Annotated in this window: 13 protein-coding genes; 6 read left to right on the top strand and 7 right to left on the bottom strand. The window is 44.3% G+C overall.

Going from position 1 to position 23,527, the window contains the following annotated elements; translation table 11 throughout:
- Window positions 1-152: 152 nt before the first annotated feature.
- Together coaE and patX are read left to right on the top strand one after the other, a co-directional pair.
- Window positions 153-890, top strand: a complete 738-nt coding sequence (gene coaE / locus QUA58_RS12965) for a dephospho-CoA kinase (RefSeq protein ID WP_333394383.1) — start codon at window positions 153-155, stop codon at window positions 888-890.
- Window positions 891-1,868: 978 nt separating this feature from the next.
- Window positions 1,869-2,069, top strand: coding sequence for a heterocyst-inhibiting protein PatX (gene patX / locus QUA58_RS12960; RefSeq protein WP_333394382.1), 201 nt, complete (start codon window positions 1,869-1,871; stop codon window positions 2,067-2,069).
- Window positions 2,070-2,373: 304 nt separating this feature from the next.
- Here patX and QUA58_RS12955 read toward each other — a convergent pair whose 3' ends face one another.
- A complete protein-coding gene (locus tag QUA58_RS12955) occupies window positions 2,374-3,777 on the bottom strand; it encodes a TldD/PmbA family protein (RefSeq protein WP_333388139.1) in 1,404 nt (467 codons plus the stop codon).
- A gap of 271 nt (window positions 3,778-4,048) precedes the next feature.
- Between QUA58_RS12955 and QUA58_RS12950 the strand changes: the two genes are divergently transcribed.
- A complete protein-coding gene (locus QUA58_RS12950; protein WP_333394381.1) occupies window positions 4,049-5,617 on the top strand; it encodes a HAMP domain-containing sensor histidine kinase in 1,569 nt (522 codons plus the stop codon).
- Window positions 5,618-5,997: 380 nt separating this feature from the next.
- Here the strand turns inward: QUA58_RS12950 and QUA58_RS12945 are convergent, their stop codons facing one another.
- The 5 genes from QUA58_RS12945 to QUA58_RS12925 all read right to left on the bottom strand — a co-directional run bounded on the left by QUA58_RS12945 (window position 5,998) and on the right by QUA58_RS12925 (window position 18,120).
- Window positions 5,998-7,272 (bottom strand): response regulator, encoded by a 1,275-nt coding sequence (locus tag QUA58_RS12945; protein ID WP_333394380.1) that lies wholly within the window; start codon window positions 7,270-7,272, stop codon window positions 5,998-6,000.
- 18 nt (window positions 7,273-7,290) lie between these two features.
- Window positions 7,291-10,038 carry an ATP-binding protein gene (locus QUA58_RS12940; RefSeq protein WP_333394379.1) on the bottom strand — a complete coding sequence of 916 codons (2,748 nt, stop codon included), beginning with the start codon at window positions 10,036-10,038 and terminating at the stop codon, window positions 7,291-7,293.
- A gap of 614 nt (window positions 10,039-10,652) precedes the next feature.
- Window positions 10,653-16,136 (bottom strand): AAA family ATPase, encoded by a 5,484-nt coding sequence (locus QUA58_RS12935; RefSeq protein WP_333394378.1) that lies wholly within the window; start codon window positions 16,134-16,136, stop codon window positions 10,653-10,655.
- Between the two features lie 153 nt (window positions 16,137-16,289).
- Window positions 16,290-17,783, bottom strand: coding sequence for a UDP-N-acetylmuramoyl-L-alanyl-D-glutamate--2,6-diaminopimelate ligase (locus QUA58_RS12930; protein WP_333394377.1), 1,494 nt, complete (start codon window positions 17,781-17,783; stop codon window positions 16,290-16,292).
- A 31-nt stretch (window positions 17,784-17,814) separates the two neighbouring features.
- Window positions 17,815-18,120 carry a glutaredoxin family protein gene (locus QUA58_RS12925; RefSeq protein ID WP_332970331.1) on the bottom strand — a complete coding sequence of 102 codons (306 nt, stop codon included), beginning with the start codon at window positions 18,118-18,120 and terminating at the stop codon, window positions 17,815-17,817.
- Window positions 18,121-18,559: 439 nt separating this feature from the next.
- On the opposite strand from QUA58_RS12925, the gene QUA58_RS12920 reads away from it, so the two are divergent.
- The 3 genes from QUA58_RS12920 (at window position 18,560) to QUA58_RS12910 (ending at window position 22,177) form a co-directional block, all read left to right on the top strand.
- Window positions 18,560-19,834 carry an ATP-dependent DNA ligase gene (locus QUA58_RS12920; RefSeq protein ID WP_333394376.1) on the top strand — a complete coding sequence of 425 codons (1,275 nt, stop codon included), beginning with the start codon at window positions 18,560-18,562 and terminating at the stop codon, window positions 19,832-19,834.
- A gap of 377 nt (window positions 19,835-20,211) precedes the next feature.
- The gene (locus QUA58_RS12915) at window positions 20,212-20,856 is read left to right on the top strand and encodes an SMI1/KNR4 family protein (RefSeq protein ID WP_333394375.1); all 645 of its coding nucleotides are present in this window, start codon (window positions 20,212-20,214) and stop codon (window positions 20,854-20,856) included.
- A gap of 67 nt (window positions 20,857-20,923) precedes the next feature.
- Window positions 20,924-22,177 (top strand): exonuclease SbcCD subunit D, encoded by a 1,254-nt coding sequence (locus tag QUA58_RS12910; protein ID WP_333394374.1) that lies wholly within the window; start codon window positions 20,924-20,926, stop codon window positions 22,175-22,177.
- 128 nt (window positions 22,178-22,305) lie between these two features.
- Here the strand turns inward: QUA58_RS12910 and fmt are convergent, their stop codons facing one another.
- The gene (gene fmt / locus QUA58_RS12905) at window positions 22,306-23,316 is read right to left on the bottom strand and encodes a methionyl-tRNA formyltransferase (RefSeq protein WP_333394373.1); all 1,011 of its coding nucleotides are present in this window, start codon (window positions 23,314-23,316) and stop codon (window positions 22,306-22,308) included.
- Window positions 23,317-23,527 lie beyond the last annotated feature (211 nt).

Genomic DNA, 23,527 nt, shown 5'->3' with positions numbered 1-23,527 from the left:
AAAAAGAGTCGATCGCACCCCAATGCTGACATTTCCTAACGCGAACTCTCGATCGCAAATCTTAAATTTTCAGTCTAAATTTAATTGTGTCACCAACATAGCAAAGACAGACAGTAAGTGTCGAAACCCAGGAAATTTAAACAGCGAAAATTATGAGCGATCGAATTGTGCGTCTGATCGGTTTAACTGGGGGCATCGCCACCGGTAAAACCGCTATATCTAATTATCTGGCAGATGCTTGTGGATTTCCGATTTTAGATGCCGATATTTACGCCCGCGAAGCTGTGAACCCCGGTTCGCCAATACTTGACTCTATTGTAAAACGATACGGCGCGGGTATTTTGCTCCCCGACGGCAATTTAAATCGGCCCGAGTTGGGAAGTATTATTTTTTGTAACGCAGACGAGCGGCAGTGGTTGGAACAACAGATTCACCCTTACGTGCGCCGCCGATTAGTTGAGGAAACTCAAAGCTGCATTGCTGCATTGACTCCGGTATCCCAGGACACACAGAATTTAGGTACAAAAACTCAAGAAACCAGGTTTTTTCACCGCGATCAAAAGCTAGAACGAAGTATTGTTGAAAAAAACTCCGGTTTCTGCGCCCCCACTGACACGTTGACTTTGGTTTTGGTAGTGCCACTGCTGTTTGAAGCTAACATGACTGACTTGTGTACCGAAATTTGGGTGGTGTACTGTTCACCCGAAGTGCAGTTAGAACGACTAATGCAGCGAGACGGCTTGAGTTACGATCGAGCTAATGCCCGCATTAACGCCCAGTTGCCGCTAGCTCAAAAGTGTCAACAAGCTGATGTTATTTTGGACAACTCGTCAACCCTCGACTCGCTGTTATTACAGGTAGATGTGCAAGTCAGTCGATTTGAGATTTGAGATTTGAGATTTGAGATTGACTCCACGATTTTGTGAACGGGCTTTTTTTTCCGAACAGCTTTCGACTCGTCCTACGGAGCGGCGCGCTAGCCATCTTAACACCAAGGAAGAGAAGAAAAAAAAGAAAAAAAAGAAAAATCGTTCACAATTCATTGAAAAATATCATAGCAACCATTTCTGAAGTTAATCTGAAGGATTAGACATCAAACAAAATTTCATTCATTCGATCTCAATTCCTTCAATTATCTGCGTTTATCTGTGTTTATCTCCCTTGCCAAAAAAAAATGGTTTAAAGCCGGAACCCATAAGCGGGAGAAATTAAAAGAAGACTATTCATTACTCCAATCCTCTTCCTTCCAGGTAGAGGTCGCTATCTTGCGGTCAACTGTCAACTGTCAACTGAAATCTGCGGTTTCTGTATCAATCTAAGACTTATGCAAACTTGTCTATTGCTTGCTTTCAGGAATCTAATGCACCAAAATCTTTATATGTAAGGTGCTGATGACGGGCCTCTATACTCTGCGGTTTTGTCTTTAATCCGAGGGTTGCATCCTCATAGCAATAAATTATGAAATTAATCTGAAGAGTAGTAAAAAAATACAATTTGCGTTTTTGTTTCCTTGTTTGAAGAGTGTTTAAAAACGATTTTAGGGGTGATACCATTTTAAATTTTAGATTTTAGATGAAAAAATTGGGAATGACTTATGAGTTAAGGGTTTGGATCACGGGCCTAAAGTTGCATTCTTTTGGGAAAACTGGTGTTGAATTCTGCTGATTGCCCGCAAGCAGCAGAGAACTAGAAATTACCAGCGAACAAGCGAGCTAGATGATGGATTTCACCCGCTTTTAACCAAAACTCACAAAAATTGCAGGTGCCGTCACTTACTAATTGATGATTTCGCCACAATTATTTTTTTTATCCTGATAGCAGAGTACAGACTGCGTATCAAGAAGGGGAAAATACAAATACCAAAATTTATGATCGGCGTTTACTCTTCCATCCTGATGTCAAGCCTGTTACTGAGCGGCACCGCAGTTAACGCTCAAAGCTTAGAAACTCGATCGACCTTTTTTGCTCAAGACAACTCTGCTTCCGAAATTTCAACCGCCGTAGCCGACACTCAGACCTTTTACGATAACGATAAAGATACGCCGCCAAACCCAGGCGATGGGAGATAAAGCCGAAAAAAGCGATAATTGCAGGGAATTAGGGGGAGAATGGGAGAAGATAAAATTGGGAGAAGAAGAGAAAACTTGAAGATTTCGATTCATTAATTCAGGAATTACGTATTGCGTACCAAAAAACCGATTTTTTAGCCGTATTTGACGATTCAAGGCATAATGTTTGGCTATTCCGGTTTTTTTGCCCAATATCGTCAAAATATCCGACACCACAAACGGGCGCGAAATGTGGCACTCAAAAAATAAAGGTAAAGCGCGAGTAGGAATCTGGCGCTTTACCTTGATTTTTTATTTTGAAGCTTTACTCTGGGGCAGCTTCGCCGCCCACAACCACGTCGCGAATCCGCAAACTCGGGCCGCCGCAGCCCACGGGTAAACCGCTTTGTCCTCCTTTACCGCAGCCGCCGGATTCATCCCAGTAAAAATCGTCGCCGATCGCCTCAATATCGGCTAAAGTGCTGAAAACATTACCCGAAAGAGTCACATCCCGCACCGGATTGTCGAGTTTTCCGTCGCGGATCATCCAAGCTTCCCCAGCACTGAAAGTAAACATTTCGCCGTTAGTCATGCCGCCTTGCCAATTGCGCGCGTAAACTCCTTCTTCGATCCCAGAAAATAAGTCCGGCACCGGCGTATCGCCTCTTTCGATCCAAGTATTTGTCATGCGGACGATCGGCGGATAATGATAATTCAAACACCGAGCATTACCGGTAGGCGTTTCTCCCAACTTACCCGCTGTTTCCCGCGAGTGCAGCCGCCCGACTAATGCGCCGTCTTTAATTAACTGAGTAGTAGTCGCCGGAGTACCTTCATCGTCGTAGTAATAGCTGCCTCGGTGTCCCTCCGGGGCGGCACCGTCGAAAATTTGCAAGTTTTTCGGGCCGAACTGGCGACCGAGGGTCATCACTTCCAAAATATCGGGGTTTTCGTAGGCCATGTCGGCTTCGGAAAGGTGTCCGAAGGCTTCGTGGACAAACAATCCGGTCAAAATTGGGTCGATGACGACGGTGTAGGTGTTGCCTTGGACGGGGGGTAAGGCTAGGGAGTCTACGGCGCGCTGGGCGGCGCTGCGAACTTGGGTTTCAAGTTCCATTAAATCTTCGTAAGCTTTGCGGGAACCGGTGGTTTCCCGGCCTGTTTGTACGGTTTCCCCGCTGCGGGCTGTGGCGGCAAAGCGCATTTCCATGTCTGCCCAACCTTGTTCGAGCATGGTGCCTTCGGAGGTGGCGAGGATGATGCGCTGGGTGCTGTCGCCGTAGCGCACGGAGATGGTGGCGATGCGGGGGTCTATACTGCGTAAAATGGCTGCGTAGCGATCGCACAATTGTTTTTTGTCAATTAAGGGCACCAGACGGGGGTCTGTTCCTGTCAGCGGCAGGAAGCAAATGTCCTGTACGGGCGTTACTGGCGCGAGAATTGTTTCTTCTTCGCCGATCAGTTTGGCCGCGGCGATGGCTTCTTCGATTCTTTCGGCGAGGGTGGAAAGTCGGTTAAAACTGGCAAAGCCCCAGCCGCCTTTGTGACAAGCTCGGACTTGGCCTCCTATGGAGATTCCTTCGCTGAGGGTTTCAATTTTTTCGCCCCGCAGCAAGATGTCGGTTCCTTCGGCTTCTTCGAGTCGAATTGCTAGATAATCTACTTGGTTGCGGTAGCGTGCCATTAAGTCTGACAGCAGATTTTTTGAGTCGGCGATCGAGGTGGGCATAAGGAAAGCAGGGTGTTTGACTGCATCCATTTTGCACTTTTGTTAGGGCGATCGTCCAAAATATCGCCGGAAGCGCGGAGATTGCGACTTATTGGTACGGTTCTGCCAATATCGTTAGTTGACAAATATAGATATCCTGTGGGTTAGGGGCAAGACGCAAGAAATTAGGCTGGTTGTTTCCGTCCTACTGCTGCTTAAATTCTCGCTCCTAAACATTCCTATAAATAAATACTTCATTCTTCACGTCTGTGAAGGTGGGCTTATAACTACTGTGAATACTTACTTTCTACCAACAATCAGCGAAATTTTAGCCTCCTCTGGCTCTGAAAATGACCTCAGTCCCGATCCGAGGTCGATCGCCCAAAATGGCCGCCAGAAGTGTCCTGGGAGTCGTGCGGCTGCTAGACACAAGGCTGAGCGGGAATGGTACGGGGCGATCGCAACTTTGAATCAAATGCTCGCCCAACAACAAAAACACTGTCTCTCCCCAAATCCCAATTCTTGTCAGGGATTGGTTTTGTCCGGGCCGTCTTCGGTTTTGACAGAGCCCGCTGTCATTTCCGGTTTTGCTAATTGGATTTTTACGAGTATTCCCGACAACGATGCAGGTTTGTGGTCTTTTCGTGCTAGACAAACTTTAGCTTTGCTACCGGCGGCGGAGGAGCAAATATCTGTACCGGAGGCGGGCCCGGCTTTAGCTTTGGCGATCGGCGATCCTTTAGCAAACGAGCAGTTTTGTTTGGTTTTAACTGCTACTTTTAGTCTGGTGATGGTTTTGGGTGAAAATTCGGCGGGAATTCCGGCTTTTCTATTTTCTTTCGACCCGCAAATCGCCGCCAAAGCTTGGGAAGTTTTGCGGCGCAGGGTGACTGAAAGCGATTGTTTGCTTGCCAATTCTGACGGCGGTATCAATTTGCCAGTCAGCCAATTAACTCATAATTCTACGAAATTAGACGCGCAATTCCAGCAGTTTTTTCCTATAGCTCCAAACTATCAAATAGTCGCGCAGTTCACCCGCTTGCTGCTGCATCATTTGCCCCTCGGGAAAGACGAAGTGGCGAGGGGAAAAAACGAAAGAGTTGATGATAGCTTCAAAGGGCGGGAAAATATCAATTGTAAGTCTCATTTGCCTCATGCTACCAAAGAAGTGGAATTGCTACAGGCGATCGCCCACGAAGTCCGCACTCCTTTGGCCACCATTCGCACCCTGACTCGCCTGCTGCTGAAACGTCCCAAACTAGAACCGATGGTGGTGAAGCGTTTGGAAATGATTGATGCTGAGTGTACCACTCAGATCGATCGCTTCGGTTTAATTTTCCGCGCCGTGGAATTGGAAATGTCCCAAGCTAAAAATTCTGGGATGCAGCTAACCGCGATGTCCCTCGGTGAAGTGCTGCAAAACAGCATTCCGCGCTGGCAAAAACAGGCAAGTCAGCGCAATCACACTTTAGATGTGATTATACCGAAAAAATTGCCAGCGGTAGTCAGCGATCCGACGATGTTGGATCAGGTTTTAACTAATTTGATTGAGAATTTTACTCGAACTTTGCCATCGGGGAGTCGCATTCAGGTAGAAGTAACATTGGCGGGCGATCAGTTAAAATTGCAGTTAGAATCGGAACACCTACCTGAAGGTAATGGCACCTCGACTTTTGCAGCTTCAGCGAATGCTCCTTTGCGATCGATCGGGCCTTTGTTGATGGTGCAGCCGGAGACGGGAAGTTTGAGTTTAAATTTGAGCGTCACTAAGAATTTATTTCGAGCAGCGGGCGGGAAATTAGTAATTCGCCAGCGGCCGCAAAAAGGCGACGTAATGACCATATTTTTGCCGCTGCAATAGTCATTAGTCATATCATTTCCGGTTGCATCGGAATTATATATTTGGATGTCAGTACGAGCTTCTCGCTCGCGATCCATGTCGCGAGTGAGAAGCTCGCACTAATGATATCAGGAATGAAAAATAAATAACTTGCACAATTAAACCCCAGAAGCCTTAATCTAATGTAAACTATTGCTCTATTAGTCACCTTATTTATTTTTCATTCCTCAATTCCGGTTGCACCAAAATGATAGGTAGGACGCGGCACCGTGTCCTGAATGTGGGTAATATTAATTCCGATGCTACCGGATTTGATATCATTGGTTAGTTGTTAGTTGTGATTGGTTAACAAATAACAAATAACCAATAACAACTAACAACTAACCAATAACCAATAATATTCACTCAATTAAAAGCTCAATCACAAACTTAGTTCCTTCTCCCAGTGCCGAAATACAACTCAGTTTACCCCCATGTTTTTCTTCCACAATCTGACGGGCGATCGCCAATCCCAATCCCGTTCCTTTCCCAGCCTCTTTTGTAGTAAACAGGTAGTCGAATATCCGCAATTTTACTGAATCCGACATACCCTGGCCGTTATCTTCGATCCGAATGACTACGGTTGAAAGGTCGATCGACATTTCAGTAAAAATCATAATTCGCCTAGGTTCGGTTTCTAATTCCGCAAAGGTTTGTCCAACGCACCCTGCATCCAAATCATCGATCGCGTTAGCGATAATATTCATAAACACTTGATTTAATTGATCGGAAAAACAATTAATCGCTGGCACATCACCGTAGTTAGTAATCACTTCAATGGCTGGACGCAGATTATTTGCCTTGAGGCGATGGCGCAGAATTAGAATAGTGCTATCAATCCCTTCATGGATGTTGAAAATCTGCTTTTGGTCGCTGTGGGCGCGGGAGAAAGTGCAGAGGCTTTTACTAATAGATACAATGCGATCGCCCCCATCCTTCATGGCTCGGATTAAATTCGGTAAATCTTCCCTCAAATATTCTAGCTCTATCTTCTCTAGTTCTGCAGTAATTTCTGCACCTGGTTGGGGAAATTGACGGCGATACAAATCAATTAAACTAAATAAATCATTGATGCTATCTTCCACAGCATTGACATTACCCACCACACAAGCAATGGGATTGTTGATTTCGTGGGCAACCCCCGCCACCAGTTGTCCCAGAGTGGAGAGTTTTTCTTGCTGCACCAATTGCAATTGAGCATTCTGCAAGTCATGAGTACGTTCTGCCACTCGTTGTTCTAAGGTGCCGGTGAGTTGCTTTAAGCGCCAGTGAATTTTCACCCTTGCTAATACTTCCTGGGCTTCAAAAGGTTTGGTGATGTAGTCTACCGCCCCCAAGGACAAGCCTTCGATTTTATTCTCCGTATCTGTTAAAGCCGTCATGAAAATTACTGGGATACCTTTAGTGGCGGGGTTTGCTTGGAGGCGGCGGCAGGCTTCAAAACCATCCATTTTGGGCATTTGCACATCGAGTAAAATTAGTTCTGGATGAGCATAGGCTACCATAGCTAGGGCATCTTCGCCATCCACTGCCATGCGAACTTTGTAATTTGCTGATTTTAAGGTTTTGGAGAGGACAGACAAGTTAGTTGCATTGTCATCTACAATCAAAATAAAGGGATCGGTTGAGTCAACCATAGTTTATATTCCTTTTAATTAAGCGAGATATTGCTGAATAAATGCCCGCAGTTTTTTGATCTCGAACGCTTCAGTAATCTGGATGACTTCTCGGACAAAAGCGACATTATCCCCATCTGGGATTTGCTGGGCGACTTCTATTACTCCATCTAGATCGCCGGCTTTGGCCAGTTCCGAAAGTTGGGTCAAGATGGCGTGAGAGGGTGGCTTAATTTCTTGAGCGACACCATACTCATTTAGCCGATCGCCTTTTTGATCCTTGTATAGCCAATCCAACTTTAAATATTTTTGTATTTGTTCTAGCAACGTTTCAGCTTGGATGGGTTTGGGCAAGAAATCATTGCCGCCTGCCTTAATACTATTGTGGCGATCGATCTCAAAGACACTAGCGGAAGAAACCAGCACGATGTGATGTTGTAGTTCTGGTTGCGATCGCAACTTCTTCACAAATTCAAACCCATCCATTACGGGCATTGCCAAATCGGTAATAATCAAATCCGGCGCTGTCTGTAAAACTTGTTCTAGTCCTTCGAGTCCGTTGCTAGCTTCAATAATTTTAAAACCAATCGGTTCTAAAAGATTGAGCAACACCGAACGATTTTCCCAGCGGTCATCGATCAATAAAATTTTACGCCGTTCTCCTGCATAGCCGACAATCGCCGCTTGTTGCACCACCAGCAAAGACTCCGCCCAATCCTTAGCTTCGGGCAATTTCAGCTCAAAGGAAAAGGTGCTACCTTCGCCTGCAATGCTCTGTACCTGAATTTCACTATCCATCAAGGAGACAATTTTATGGCTAATTGCTAGTCCTAATCCAGTACCTTCTGATTGTTTATTGATATTACCTACCTGTTCAAATGGTAGGAAGATTTTTTCGACTTGTTTGGGGGTCATGCCTACGCCGGTATCTGCGATCGTAAAGCGAATATGTGTCTTCTTCCCCTCATCTATTATATCGAGGATCTCTACTCTGAATGTCACTTTACCCTGTTCTGTGAATTTAATGGCATTGCCCAACAAGTTAACTAATACCTGACGCAAACACTTTTCATCGGCAATGACTCCGATAGGCAAGTTGGCATCTGGAAGGAAGTCGAAGCTAATTCCTTTTTGTTCTGCCCGAATAGAGTTGATTTCTACAACGCTTTGGAGAAAGGAAGGGAAGTAGAATGACGCGGGATAGAGTTCTAATTTGCGGGCTTCGATTTTAGATAGGTCAAGGATATCGTTAATCAGGGTGAGAAGGTGGGAGCCGCACTGGTAGATGATGTCAACGCCGTTATTCTCTTTGGAGGTGAGGGATTCGCTGCGTTGCAGGATCTGAGCATAGCCGAGGATGCCGTTGAGGGGGGTGCGGAGTTCGTGGCTCATGTTGGCGAGAAATTCGCTTTTGGCTTGGTTGGCGTTATCGGCAGATTCCTTAGCCATTTGTAACTCAGTTGTGCGCTTTTCTACTCGATATTCGAGTTCTTGATTGGTGTTTTCAAGGGCTGTAAATGAATCACGCAACTGTTGAGACATACGATTAAATGACTTAGCTAATATTCTTAATTCTCTTACATTCGAGAGTTGAACTGTTTGTTCTAAGTTGCCTTCTGCAATTGCTTTTGATGCTTGACTAAAACGGAAAATGGGAAGCGAAATCCAGCGAGAAGTGTAAATTCCTAAAGCTATAGCTAATAGTAAGGCGGCAATACACAGCAAGATGGTAGTACGAGTATTGGCATTGATTTGTGCCATGAATTCTGATTCAGGGATTGCCACCACAGTCAGCCAGTCAAGCCCTGGTTTTTCTTGAAATGGAGAAACTTGCACAAACTGCCTAGCACCTTTGAGATCGAAGTCCAAGATTTGAGAGGAGTTGATTTGACTCAGATTACCAAATTTACGAATTAAATACTGGGTGGCAGCTTTTGTAAGCAAGTCATTGCTATCGGCTGCGGCAACTCGTTCTAGTTTACCTTGCCGATCGCGAAACAGCGATTCATTAGTTGAGGTCGCAAGCAATTTACCAGTTCGTTCAATGATGAAGATTCTCCCCTGTTGACCAACATCGAGCTTTTGCAGAAAATCTCCGACAGTCGATAGGGTTAGTCTAGCGATCAGGATTCCTTGAAATTGTTTAGTTTGATTATATATAGGATGCACATTCAGAAAGATCAGCTTTGGCTGATCTTTATGTTTAATCACATTTGTCCAGTAAGGTTTATCTGTGCTTTTAGCTTGCCGATACCAAGGCTCAGGGCGGAAGTCAACATTTTCGGTGCGCTTCAACAAAGTGATGCGATCGCCTTTTTCGTCCAAGCTATAGGTCGAAAATGCAAAATCAGTCGATCGATCGTAAATAAATAAAGTGGGGCGATCGCCTTCGTGTGGAGATACCGTAATAAATTCTCGTTCCTCGTTGAGAATTCCAATGGAATCAATTGAATCAAATACCTGAGTTTGAGCGAAGAGGTGTCGCTGCCAGTCTTTTAAGGAAGTTGTTTTGAGCCATCCAGCATTAATGGCATCTTGGTTAATTTGGTTTGCCTGCTGTGGAGCTTTTAGATAAGTTTGTAAATTTTGATTAACACGTAACGTAATTTCGTTGCGTAACTGCGTTGCTACGTCATTAACCGCCCGTTGTCCATTTCGCAGCGACAGATAGCCAGTCAGTCCCACTGCGCCAAAGATTTGCAACACGAACGGAACTATTAGTAACGCTTGTAGGGGTAAACGATGGGTAAAGGCGCGATCGTTATGTGTTTTTGCGTCGGCGGACATATCGGCATTCCTTCCCAAAAGTTAAATTAGATAAAAATATAGTCTATTTAATATTTTTTAAGACAGATTTTGATGGCAACGCTGTAATTTAGGTCACAAGCCAACCTGTGCGATCGTCTATTTCCAGATTCTTGACACTTTTGCTAGGAGAGAACTACCCAGAATAGGGCTAACGCCTAGGTTTGACTCTTAGGCGGTTTCAACCCTAGTCTTATCTAGGGCTTACTGAAAAAGTCCACAAATCGAATCTAGGTGCCAAACAGCTTGAAAAATGGGAGATTCGGAGATGGGTTCCCAAATTTACTCCACAATTTTCCACCGAAATCCAAGGATTTTGAGCCGACAAAGGTCATAACCTTACACTTTTTTATCTTTAAAAATCTTGAAATCCTTGGCAGTCATAGCTTCTAATTCTATTCATCAAGCCCTCAAGTAGGAATACGAATGATGACTGCGGACTAAAGTCCGCACTACGAACCTGAATTAAATCGGTCAATCGACCGGACACGAACTCAAAAGTAACCGTACAAAAATCCAGAATTTTTGTAAATAATAGTTTTGGGCTTTGTATATTTAGCTGTTCATATTCTAACTCAGCAACGCCAAATTATTTACTAACTTTTTTTATAAATAGGAATGACGATCGTAAATTCTGTTCCTTCTCCAAGCGTTGAATTAACTTCGATCTTACCTCCATGCTTCTCGACAATAATCGCATAGCTGACTGAGAGCCCTAAGCCCGTACCCTTGCCCACAGGTTTTGTGGTAAAAAACGGTTCAAATATCTTATTGAGCGCCGACGGTTCTATCCCTATACCATTGTCTGCGATACGAATCACTGCATTGCGATCGCGATCGACCGAAGTCTGAAGCATCAGAGTCAGTTTTTTCTGATTTTTCTTAAAATTAGCTCCGTTCTCCTGTTGTCGCAAAGCGTCTATGCCATTACTCATAATATTCATAAACACCTGATTGAGTGCCGATGCGTAACAGTTGACTAAAGGCATTTTGCCATAGTCTTTAATTACTTGGATTTCCTGATGTTTTTCGCTAGCTTTCAGTCGATGCTGCAAAATTAATAAAGTGCTATCAATTCCTGAATGAATGTCGATCGGTTTAATTTCAGATTCATCAAGGCGAGAGAAGTTCCGCAGAGATTCGACTATTTGGCGAATGCGCTCGGTTCCTGTGGTCATCGAAGCTAGGATCATCGGTAAATCTTCAATGATAAACTCTAGGTCGATTTCATCAATTTTAGCTTGAATTTTGGGTTGGGGTTGAGGAGAAAGTTCTTCATATAACCCAATTAACTTAATTAAAGATGTAATATATCCATGAGCATAGGTAAGATTGCCGTGAATGAAGTTAACAGGATTGTTGATTTCGTGAGCAACTCCGGCAACCAACTGTCCTAAACTTGACATTTTTTCTGTTTGAATGAGTTGGGATTGAGTCGCGTAAAGTTTTTGGAGGCTGGCTTCGAGTTGAGTGGCTTTTTCTTGTAACTGCTGGGTGCGTTCTTCCACCTTTTGTTCTAGGGTGTAGGAATAATCCTCTAATTGGCTGTAGAGTTGGGCGTTTTCTAGGGCGATCGCCGCTTGGGCCATCAGCAGTTCGATCACTTGCAGGCGATCGCGATTAAATACCGCTTGGGTTAAGCGATTTTCTAAATAAAGAATTCCAATTAATTTGCCTTTATTGACGATCGGAGTACACAATAAGCTTTTGGGCTTGTGCTTTTGAATATAAGCATCGGAGGCTAGATCACTCTGAGTAGCATCATCAATGACTAAAGTTTCCTGAGTGCGAGAGACATAGTTAATGAGAGAATGAGGGATATTTTTACTTGATTGAACAGGAATTTCTCGCCTTACAGAAAAATTATTATCTGTCGTTCGATCGCCTAAATCAGCCGTGGCTTCTATAACTAAATTCTCATCCTTTAGTAAAATTAAATCGCATTTATCTGCTCCGGCATTTTCCATGACTATTTTCACTAAGGTAGAAATCAATTGCTCCAGTTGAATTTCACGAGATAAAGCTTGGGAAGCTTTGAGGATGCTGGCAAAATCTAGACACTCAGAAATGCTACTGCTGCTAGAATGAGTGCTTGGGATAGTTTGATGAGAAATAGACGAGCGATTGCTGTTTGAAATCAGAGTTTCCTGGAGGATCAATTGATTTTGTGGGTTCTGCAAGATAGCAGTCAAAAGCTGGGGATAGCGTTTTTTTAAGTCATCTGTTTTGGATTTTGCTCCCCAATGGGCATAGCAATAGTAGGCTTCTTGTAGATAGCCTGTTGCAAATTTTTCTTTACCCCAGCCGAGGTAGAACTCGGCCGCTAGTTCGTTGGCGAGGGCTTCTTCTTGAAGATATCCCGTATCTTTTGCACCTTGAATTGCTTGGTCATAATACTCTATTGCCTCAAGCACATTCCCAAATACTCGTGCTTGTTCTGCCTTAATCAACAAATACTTATGCAGAAAATTATGCGGAGCACAATCAGACCATTCTCGGAGGTTTGCTTGATTCTGTTCGATCGCCAGCATATATTGTTTCTGCTGGCTCGGTTCAGCTTGAGGGTAGACGGCGAGCAGAATCAATGAGTGATAAAAATTATAAACACCGCTCGCGAGCGATCCGATCGCAGCTTGTATGTATTTGCCAGCCAGCACAGTACAATCTAAAGCACTCGCATATTCCTTAAATAAATATAAAATATTTGCTTTGGCAACACATAGCGCAAATAAGGACATATAATTGTTCGTATTTTGCCAAAGTGGCAGGAAGTGCAATTCATCAAAATGCTCTCCAATCAATAGCAGCTTGTCAGCCGATTTGCCTTGTAAGTTCAAGGTAGCTTGCGCCCAGATTTTTGCGTAAGACAAGGCAAAATCATGCTTGTTTTTGAGTAGTAATTCGAGGTAAGGAGCTTGTTTAGACTCGACTATTTCTAGTCTCTCTCCAGTTAAAAAGAGATTCTTACAATAGTGCATGGAGTTATAACTAGCCCACTCCAAATCCCCAGTCTCTAAACCACTTTGGCATCCTTCTATATAAGCGGGTAGTGTAGCTTGGGCTGGTTCTTTCCACGATCGAATCAGAGCATTAAATAAATTATAAACTCTAGCTTTAAGTGCGGTTTCCTGAAATTGTTCTAACAACTTCAATGCTAATTTTCCGGCATGATATCCTTGATCGATGCCTCCAGGTTCGACGCAGAGAATCGTGCCATAGAGCACATAAGCATAAGCTGATAATGCAGAATGTCCACCTTCAATGGTAAAATTTACTATCGTTAAGATCAGGGGACGAGTCATATCGGGTCTGGCGATATAAATGGAAGGAAAAAGTGCCATGAGAATCCGCAACGTGGCGAGTTTCTGCGGATCGGTCATTTCTGGAATCTTGTCTAAATCTTCAAATCGTGGTAATTCTGGCATCGCGCGATCGCCGATACTGGCATCGATGTTAATTCCCAACTTTTGCAATGCTTCCAAACCTGTATCAATCGCTTTTATCATCATACTTTGTGACTGAAGAGATTGAATTTGCAACTCATATATTTTGAGACTATCTAGTAAATTTAGAGCTTGGGATAAAATCATTTGACCCAATTTTTCCACCCGATTAAAGTTACCATTCAGATATTCTACTTCTGCTGTTTCGAGACAAACAGCCAGGGTCAAATCGTACTGATTTTGCCAACTATCAGATTCTAGTAATGCCCAACTAATATTTAAATATCTAGCAGCATCTGCATAGGCTGTAGCAGCTTTGGCTTTCTTTCCTGCCAGTAGATTTAGTGAGATGAGATGATTTAATTGCTCTGAATCTGTTATTATTTCAACACCCCTATTGAGTTGATTAACAATATCAAAAATATGGTCTTTCTGGGTTGATTGAGGTGTTTTTGTCAACAAAAGCTGACCAATTTTAAAATGTGTGGCTTTTTTATGTGATTCTGGAATCAGGGAATAGGCAGCTTGCTGAATCCGATCGTGTAAAAATCGATATACTACGGATTCATGAGTAGTATCGGTGGTCTGAACTGTTCCTAAATAAAACTTATAAACTTCATTTTGGGGTAGAATCAGCCCTTCTTGCAAGGCTTTCCATAGGTGAGTGGCAGCCTCGGCTTCTGTTTGCTCTGAAACGATCGCCAAAGTAGACAAATCAAAAGAGTTGCCAATACAAGCTGCTAGTTGGAGGATAGTTTGGGTCGCTGTTGGTAGTTTCTGTAACTGCAATGCCATGAATTCCACGACATCATCGGTCAATGCGGCCGATCGCACTTTGGCGATATCGCATTCCCAATGCCCTAATTGAGCATCAAAGTTAATGAGGCAATCTTGATGCAGAGCTTTCAGAAATTGGGTAGCAAAAAAGGGATTACCTTGGGTTTTTTGAAATACCAAATCCGTGAGTGGTTGCGCTAATGCACTCGAACAATTCAGCGTATTGGCTACCAACTGATTCAGGCTGGCATGACTCAGGGGTTGTAACGTAATTGTATTAACTATCGAGTCGCTTTGGGCGATCGCTTCCAAAGTCAGCATCAACGGGTGCGCTGCAAACACTTCGTTATCCCGATAAGCACCTATCACTAACAAGTAGCCTGCTGTAGATTCAACCATCAAAAGTTGCAGCAACTTAAGAGATGCCGCATCGGCCCATTGTAAATCGTCCAAAAATATTACCAGAGGATGCTCTTGGGTTGTAAAAACTTGGATAAACTTTTGAAATAGTAAATTGAAGCGATTCTTAGCAGATGTTCCCGACAGTTCCACCGCTGGCGGCTGAGGACTAATAATCCGTTCTAATTCGGGAATGACTTCAATAATGACTTGTCCATTTTCACCAATAGCTTGCAGAATCTGCGTTTTCCAAACCTGCAACTGAGCATCACTTTCGCTCAGCAATTGTCCCATTAAATCTCGAAATGCTTGGACAAAAGCGGAGAAGGGAATATTGCGGTTAAATTGGTCGAATTTGCCTTTGATGAAATAGCCGTGCGCTCCGACAATTGGTTTGTGGACTTCGTTGACAACGGCGGTTTTTCCAATGCCGGAAAACCCGGCGACTAGCATCATTTCGCCCCCCCTGTGTACCCCCTTGGTAAGGGGAGATGAAAGGGGGTACGCTATGCGATTAAAGGCCTTGAGTAGGGTTTCTACTTCCGTTTGGCGACCGTATAATTTTTCAGGAATGGTAAAGCGATCGCTTAAATCTCGTTCTCCCAATTCAAATAAAACAATGTTTCCTATTTTTTGCCACTGAGACAGACATCTTTCGAGGTCATGCTTTAATCCTAATGCGCTCTGATAGCGGTCTTCAGCATTCTTCGCCATCAATTTGCTGACAAGTGCCGAAAGTACCACCGGAATTTCTGGATTAATTTCATGCAGTGATGGCGGTTGTTTTGCAAGATGAGAGTGTACCAATTCCATCGCATCGTGAGATTGAAACGGCAATTCTCCTGCTAGCAATTCGTAAAAAGTCACGCCCAAAGAATAAAAATCTGTACGGTAGTCTACGCCGCGATTCATCCTGCCCGTTTGTTCGGGAGACAAATAGCCGAGTGTGCCTTCTAATAAGTTGGGACTCATCAGAGTTTGAGTGTCTCGCGGCAGCAAAGATGCGATGCTAAAGTCAATTAGTTTGACTTGTTTTGTTTGGGGATTAATTAAAATATTGGCTGGTTTAATGTCTTTGTGAATTATCCGGTGATGGTAAAGTAAATTTAATGTATTGCTAATGTCGATCGCAATTTGGAAAAACTCAATCAAAGATGGCACGGTTTTCCCTTTCCCCGTCCATTCTTTCAGAGAAATTCCCCCGAAGTCTTCGACTATCAGCGCATAGCCGTTGCGGTAGGGTTCCAAGCTGTAAGTTTGGATGATTCCGGGCAAATCCAGGTTTTTAGCAATGGTATACTGATTGCGGAATTGCAACAGTTCGCTGAAGCTGGGATACTCGTTCCGCAAGACTTTGATGATGACTGGTTTTCGATCGCAGAGGCGAGTTCCGCGATAAACTAGGGTGCGAGTGCCGGAATAAATGCGATCTAGAATTTGATACCCTGTTAGTTCGATCATAGCGATAGCTATTTTTTTAGTAAAATATTTAGCGTTACTATTATAGTAGTGCAAATCAGATTTTGCCATCGTATAAATACTCAAAAATATAACAAATTTGCTACCCAACGAACAGGTAACGGTTAACGGTTAACCGTTAACCGTTAAGCGAAATTAATTCATTCGGGCTTTTAAGGCATCTCGCGCTTGTTCTCGATCGTCAAAATGGACTTTTTCGGTGCCCAAAATCTGATAATCTTCGTGTCCCTTTCCGGCAATCAGCACGCCATCTCCGGGTTTAGCGTCCATAATAGCAGTACGAATTGCTGCGGCGCGATCGCACATCACGACGGGCTTTACGGTGGCGGGGATACCTGCTAGAACGTCTTCTAAAATGCGATCGGGATTTTCGGTACGCGGATTGTCGGAAGTAACAACGGCTAAATCGGCAAATTCTGCAACGATTTTACCCATAATTGGGCGTTTCGTGCGATCGCGATCGCCACCGCAACCAAACACACAAATCATTTTACCGGGAATAAACGGCCGCGAAGCCTTCAACAAGTTCTCCAAACTATCAGGAGTGTGCGCGTAATCAACAATAACGCTAATATCTTGATCGGGACTAATTTGCACCCGTTCCATCCGTCCCGGTACTCCCGAAAACTGAGATAAATTCTCCACAATTGCGGACAAATCTAAACCCAATTCCAAAACAGCACCGACAGCAGCCAACATATTTGATAAATTGAATTGACCGACTAAAGGCAAAACAAAAGCAATTTCGCCCTTGGGAGTGTGCAGCATTCCCTTAACTCCGTCTGGCTGATATTGTAAATTTGAAGCATACAAATCAGCAGTTTTATCGGTTGTGCTGTAACTCCAAATTTTCTCCGATTTTAAGCTTTCCACAATCCGCCGTCCGTAGGCATCGTCAATATTAATTACAGCGCGATTCTTGAGATAATCGGAACCGAACAACAGAGATTTTGCCTCAAAATAATCCTCCATATCCCGGTGATAATCGAGATGGTCTTGAGTCAAGTTTGTAAACACAGCAACTTCAAAAGTACAGCCCAAAACTCGCTGCTGCGCTAAAGCGTGGGAACTGACTTCCATCACGCCGTATTTGCATCCGGCGGCGACAGATTCTGCTAGTTGTTTTTGCAGGTCAACCGCAAAAGGTGTGGTGTAAAGTGCAGTTTGTTGGAAACCGGGCCAGCGAGTGTAAAGCGTGCCAAAAATCGCGGTTGGCAACTGCATTTGATTGAGCAAAAATTCGATTAAATGAGTTGTGGTAGTTTTGCCGTTGGTACCGGTAACGCCGACAAGTTTTAATTTGTTAGCTGGATTGCCATAAAATGCGGTTGCTATTTGACCGCAAACTTGAGACATATCGGCTGCTGCGATGACGCAGGTACTCCCGTCTTTGGGTGGTGTTTTCTCGGCTGCTTGGGTGGAAATTATGGCGGCAATTGCACCACTGGCGATCGCGCTTTGCCAAAAATCTCCCCCATCGACGCGAGTTCCCGGCATTCCCAAAAACAAATCTCCCGCCCCACAAGCGTGGGAATTAGTCGATAAACCCTTGACTTCTGCATCGAGGGCGGGATGTTGGGTGTCAAAGGAAATGCCGGGAATTGCTGCTAATAATTCTCTCAAATTCATGTCGATCACTCCTGGCAAAACTGGGTTGAATCTATTTTGACTGATCGGTTTGCAAATATTTCTGTAACATTTGCTCCAATTGTCGGACTGTGCAGCGGGGAGAAGGACGAGGTAATTGTTCTTCTGGGGAGAATGCAGCATCGCCAGCAGAATTTATTGGCTGAGGCTGCACTTTAAACAAAACTGGCACTTCGTACTGATAAGCTTGAAACCAGTCATCGCGTTCGGTAATGTCTCGTACTTCCAATTGAAACTTGATGCTTTCAATCAGTTCGAGTTTTTCTTGCAACCCTTCGCACAAGTGGCATCCGGGTTTGCTGTACAAAATTAATCGCATCATAACAGTACAATTAGACTTGATCTTAAATGCTCGATCGTGCGATCCTCTTCGAGGGCTTCGCTAACGGAAGTTGGCGAACCAGACTTCGCAAGCCGCAAGCCCCGGCATGATTGGCATGAATGCGCGATCGACGTTATCTTAGCATTGGCGGCGAACCGATTACTGCAATTTGCCATCTCAATGTAAATACCAGCCGATGGATCTCTTGCTTCTCTTCCTCTGTGCCCTCTGCGCCCTCTGCGGTGAAAAACTAAATCTAGTTCACAAATCAAATAGTTAGGTTTATTTCTTAATAGTGCTGCATAATTAAGAGAAATCACAGAATCTCTGCGATTGCTTCACTCCACTTCGTTTCATTCGCAATGACATCTATTTACTTGACTCATGAATCAAGCTTGATTATAGTGTACAAATAGCCCTACCAAAAGGAGGCATTATGGACTGCACCGAATACGCCGAAGCCAAGCGAAAAGCAGCCAAAAAAATTAGCGCCGACATTCGAGAACGCTGGAACAATCGCATTGTTCAGCGGGAATTGCACTTGATGGGTGAAGCGGGGGCGGTGCAGTATTTGGCTGATTACGGGCGCAGCATCGGTACGGCAAAAGTTATTGGTTTTGCACTGTGCGCGGAGTCGGAAGGATACCCGGAAATGGCGCTGGGATTTTGGCAAAAAGCGTTTGAGTTGGAAACTGGAGAAAAGCCGACTAACAACACTAAAAGCAAGTCTATCACCAATGTTGTTCCTGCGGCAAAATCAAAGGCTGCTGCCAAAATAGAGACTGCAAACAATCCGATTGTTCCCGAATTGCCTGCGAATTTGCAGCCGGGAAGGATTGTGACGATGCAGCCGGTTGATGCGCCGGTGGAACGTTCTTATTACATCGAAAATCCCGATTATTGGGGACAGCCAAAGCGGGACGGCAACCGAGTTGTGGTTGTGGCGACGCCAGATAAAGTATACTATCAATCGCGATCGACTAACCTGCGACAACAAGCATCAATTGCGATCGATCGCGCCTTAACAGACACAGCCGCTCAAATTGGCACCTTTGTTTTAGACGGCGAACTGTATTACAAAAGCTGTACCGGTAGCGAACACCGCACGGGCGCGCAAGCTGCTACAGTTAATATTGAAATGGGTTTCCCGACGACCCAACCAACCGCCGTTTATGCGATTTTCAAATGTTTGTTTTCCCACGGCAAAGACTTGACTGGGTTGGCAGAATCGGAACGAATTGCCGCCGGGGTTGCAGTTGGTGAATTGCTGGTAAGTTTATCTTCAGAATTTGAAATTGTACCGACTTATCGCACCGCCGCTGAAAAACTTTTATTAGCAAATCAGCAGGAATCTGAAAACAGAGAAGGCGAAGTTTGGATTTTGCACAACTGCTGTTATGTCGGCGGGAAAGATGTTAAGAAGTTTCCGATGGTGCGGACTAAATACTGTCAGGAATACGAGTTGTTGATTGTCGGGCTGACACCGACAAAAGTTGCGGGGCGGCCCTTTAGTGCGATCGAAGTCGCGCAAGAAGTTGGGGGCAAATTACTGCGGGTAGGAACAGTGGGAACGGGCTTTAGCAGCGGGGAAATGCAGGAAATTGCCCGACTCTACGAGGCTAACCCTCGCGGAGTTAAAATTAAAGTGCGATCGCAGGGATTGACGGAAAGTGGCAAATTGTGGCACGCGCGATTTCTAGAAATTTGTTAAAATAGGACGGCGGTTGAAACCGCGTCTACATAAACGATGTCTGCCTCCGCAGACTGAAGAAAATAAGACGAATCAATGTTTTTCAGCAAAAACAATTTCTACATCCTTATCAATCAATCTGAAATCAAAATTGAATGTTTTCGACTCAATGCTGAGGGAACTTGGGCAAATCGGATTTACAGACAAGGAGATGGGTTATATCGTTTCCGGTTGCATCGGAATCATTTAACCACAGAGAACACAGAGAACACAGAGAGGTCAGAGAGAAATGAATAATTCCGATGCTAACGGAATTGATATTAGAGTTAACAAGTATAGATTTTGGCTGCCCGATCGCCCAAATTTATCAAAAAGTTCCTGGCATGATATTATGATGTATGAAACAACTTTTTCAGCCCCGCAATCCTCTGGTTCGTACCTTCGCACAAAGCTTAAAGCGCTACTGTCCCGACGCGCAAAATTTGCTAAATTCCGGTGCAATCGAAACGGAAATCGACTTGTTTAAAAAACGTTACCAACAATCGCTTCCCGAAACTTTTTATGATTTTTATCGCTGGTATAACGGTTCGGCTTATGAGAGTTCAGAAAATAAGTGGCTGTTGCCTTTTGAACATGGCAGGAGTATTTTATCTTTGGCATCTATTGTGAAGGAGAAAAAATCTTGGGACACCCAGAGTCAAGTTAATTTTCAAAAATGGCAGCCCGGAGAATATTGGAACAAAGCATGGATTCCGTTTATGAAAGTAGATAATTTGTGGCTGCGGGTTGTGGATACAAAAGGCTGTTTTGACGGCACTCCCGGACAAATTATCAGTTTTGAGTGCAAAAACGAACCTTTGAGAAGCATTGAGTGCGATTCATTTGATAAGTGGCTGGAAACTGTTATTGCAAAAATTGAGTTAGAATGTTTGTTTAAAGAGTTTCACGAAATCGGGTTGGAGGAAGAAAAGGCAATTTTTGCGATCGATAAACGCATCAATCCCAATCGACACAGCGTCGAATTAGCACCTATAAAAACATAAAATACTTGGTAAGCTGAGGACTGAAGTCCGAACGATAGAACCTCAATTACAACTCACAAAGAAAACAATGATTAAAATTCTTCACCTTTCAGATATCCACATGGGAAGTGGCTTTTCTCACGGCCGCGTCAACCCAGAAACAGGCTTAAATACGCGGCTGGAAGACTTCGCAGCTACCTTGAGTAAATGTATGGACAGGGCAATTTCTGAACCCGTAGATTTAGTCATATTCGGCGGCGATGCTTTCCCCGATTCAACGCCACCACCGTTTGTAAAAGAGGCTTTTGCGCGGCAATTCAGCCGCTTGGTTGACGCGCAAATTCCCACGGTTTTGCTAGTAGGAAATCACGACCAACATTCCCAGGGACAGGGCGGCGCGAGTTTGGGGATTTACCGGACTTTGGGAATACCTAAGTTTATTGTAGGCGATCGCCTGGAAACTCACCTCATACAGACCCGTAATGGCCCCGTACAGGTGGTTACACTGCCTTGGTTGACGCGATCGACCTTAATGACGCGTTCAGAGACTGAAAGCCTTTCTGTGGGCGATGTTAACCAATTATTAACCGAAAAACTGACGATCGCAATGGAAGGCGAAATCCGCCGCCTCAACCCCGAAATTCCCACCGTACTTTTAGCGCACTTAATGGCAGATAAAGCAAGTCTGGGCGCGGAACGTTTTTTAGCAGTTGGTAAAGGTTTTAACATACCCGTTTCCATGCTAACCCGCCCTTGTTTCGACTACGTAGCCCTTGGCCACGTTCACAAACACCAAAACCTGAATTTATCCAACAATCCGCCCGTAATTTATCCGGGAAGCATCGAACGAGTTGATTTTAGCGAAGAGAAAGAAGACAAAGGTTTTGTGTTAGTTAATTTAGAACGAGGGAAAGCTGAGTGGGAATTTTGCGCGTTACCCGTGCGAGTGTTTCTGACGATTAAGGTAAAGGTGTCTGAATCGGAAAACCCGCAAGCTGACTTGGTTAAAGCCATTGGGAAGAAGCAAATCCAAGATGCTGTGGTGAGATTAGTTTACCAATTGCGATCGGAACAATTAGACTTAATAGATAACGTTGAATTGCACGCACTTCTGGGCGAAGCCCACAGCTACACAATTCAACCGGAATTAGTCAGTCAGCTAGCGAGGCCGAGGTTGCCAGAATTGAATGCTAATAATAGCATAGAACCTTTAGAAGCTTTGAAAACTTATTTAGCAAGTCGGGAAGATTTGAAAGATTTTTCTGAGAGTATGTTAGAAGCCGCGCAGGGTTTGTTGGGCGGGAAAGAGGAAGTTTTGGAGGAAGTTTTGGTTGGATTTTAGGTAATATCCGGTAATATTCGGTAGGTAAATTATCCTTATTACACAATCTCAGAAACCGGGTTTCTTCCTATATTTTTCGTACTCAACCCAAATGATTCGCAGAAACCCGGTTTCTCCCTACCACTCATTTATTTAACTTCAACCATCCCAAAAACCTCGCCCGCCACCAACCGAGTTCCATTGGCAAAATCCACCCCAGACTGCACCTTTTTCCCCGCCAACTGTACCTCTCGCAATAATAGCAAACCATCACCGGTTTGGACGATCGCCCCCAAGCCCTTCACAACCCTGACAACCTCCCCATTTACGCCCGACAACTGGGCTAAAAGCGGCCAATCGCGTTCCAAAACCCTCAACTCCGGCGGCATTTGCAGCCAATATTCCGGCCCTAGTGGCACAGTAGCAATCACCTTCAAAGAATTACCGCGAAAAGTCGTAGTACAATCCGGGAAAAAGCCCCTAACTTGATTATGAAGGGCGATCGCACTTTGCGACCAATCCAGCACAAAATCCGCCGTTTTAATCATCGGCGCATAAGTCGCCTCAGCATCATCTTGAACAACAGCATCAACCTTTCCATCTCTCAATAATATCAAAGTTTCCACCAACAAATCCGCCCCAACATCCGCCAACCTATCCCCCAAAGAATCAGCATTATCCAACAGCGAAATCCCAGCAAAACTCTTCAACAACATCGCCCCAGTATCCATCCCAGCATCCATCAGCATAGTAGTAATCCCAGTCTCCTTTTCCCCATCAAAAAGACAGCGCTGAATCGGTGCCGCCCCGCGATACTTCGGCAAAATTGAACCGTGAACATTAACGCAAGCCAAACTAGGAATATCGAGAATTTCTTGAGAAAGAATCTGCCCGTAAGCCACCACAACAAAAACATCCGCCTCCGCTTCCCGCAACTTAGCAATAGTTTCCGCATCCTTCTTAATGCGGCGCGGCCCGAAAACCGGGAGACTGTGATTTAAAGCCACATCTTTAATAGGTGAAGGCATCAATTTATTGCCTCTTCCCCGGCGTTTATCCGGCTGAGTCACCACAGCCACCACCTCAAATTCGGGATGACTCAGTAAACTGGACAAAGTAGGAACAGCAAAGTCGGGAGTGCCAAAAAAAACAATTTTCATAGATTTTTAGTTAAGTAGAACTGCCCGAAAAAACCATAACATATTATAGAGGCGTGTTGAGCCAAAATCTATACAAGCCGGCCGTTTATAGTGAGGTGGGAGCGGGTTTTGATGTTTGTCGATGAGTTGTAAGTATCAGGCGTGAACCCCCCCCTACATAGATGGTCAAATTTTTGATAAAATCTTCAATAAAACCTGTAGGAGCGGGTTC

The organism is Microcoleus sp. N9_A1, from assembly GCF_036701795.1.
Lineage (GTDB): Bacteria > Cyanobacteriota > Cyanobacteriia > Cyanobacteriales > Microcoleaceae > Microcoleus.
This window is presented reverse-complemented; position numbering and strand designations above follow the sequence as displayed.

Excerpts from the sequence above, each read along its gene's own strand:
- coaE (WP_333394383.1), top strand. The coding sequence starts at position 153 with ATGAGCGATCGAATTGTGCGTCTGATCGGTTTAACTGGGGGCATCGCC.
- patX (WP_333394382.1), top strand. The coding sequence starts at position 1,869 with ATGATCGGCGTTTACTCTTCCATCCTGATGTCAAGCCTGTTACTGAGC.
- QUA58_RS12955 (WP_333388139.1), bottom strand. The coding sequence starts at position 3,777 with ATGCCCACCTCGATCGCCGACTCAAAAAATCTGCTGTCAGACTTAATG.
- QUA58_RS12945 (WP_333394380.1), bottom strand. The coding sequence starts at position 7,272 with ATGGTTGACTCAACCGATCCCTTTATTTTGATTGTAGATGACAATGCA.
- QUA58_RS12940 (WP_333394379.1), bottom strand. The coding sequence starts at position 10,038 with ATGTCCGCCGACGCAAAAACACATAACGATCGCGCCTTTACCCATCGT.
- QUA58_RS12935 (WP_333394378.1), bottom strand. The coding sequence starts at position 16,136 with ATGATCGAACTAACAGGGTATCAAATTCTAGATCGCATTTATTCCGGC.
- QUA58_RS12930 (WP_333394377.1), bottom strand. The coding sequence starts at position 17,783 with ATGAATTTGAGAGAATTATTAGCAGCAATTCCCGGCATTTCCTTTGAC.
- QUA58_RS12925 (WP_332970331.1), bottom strand. The coding sequence starts at position 18,120 with ATGCGATTAATTTTGTACAGCAAACCCGGATGCCACTTGTGCGAAGGG.
- QUA58_RS12920 (WP_333394376.1), top strand. The coding sequence starts at position 18,560 with ATGGACTGCACCGAATACGCCGAAGCCAAGCGAAAAGCAGCCAAAAAA.
- QUA58_RS12915 (WP_333394375.1), top strand. The coding sequence starts at position 20,212 with ATGAAACAACTTTTTCAGCCCCGCAATCCTCTGGTTCGTACCTTCGCA.
- QUA58_RS12910 (WP_333394374.1), top strand. The coding sequence starts at position 20,924 with ATGATTAAAATTCTTCACCTTTCAGATATCCACATGGGAAGTGGCTTT.
- fmt (WP_333394373.1), bottom strand. The coding sequence starts at position 23,316 with ATGAAAATTGTTTTTTTTGGCACTCCCGACTTTGCTGTTCCTACTTTG.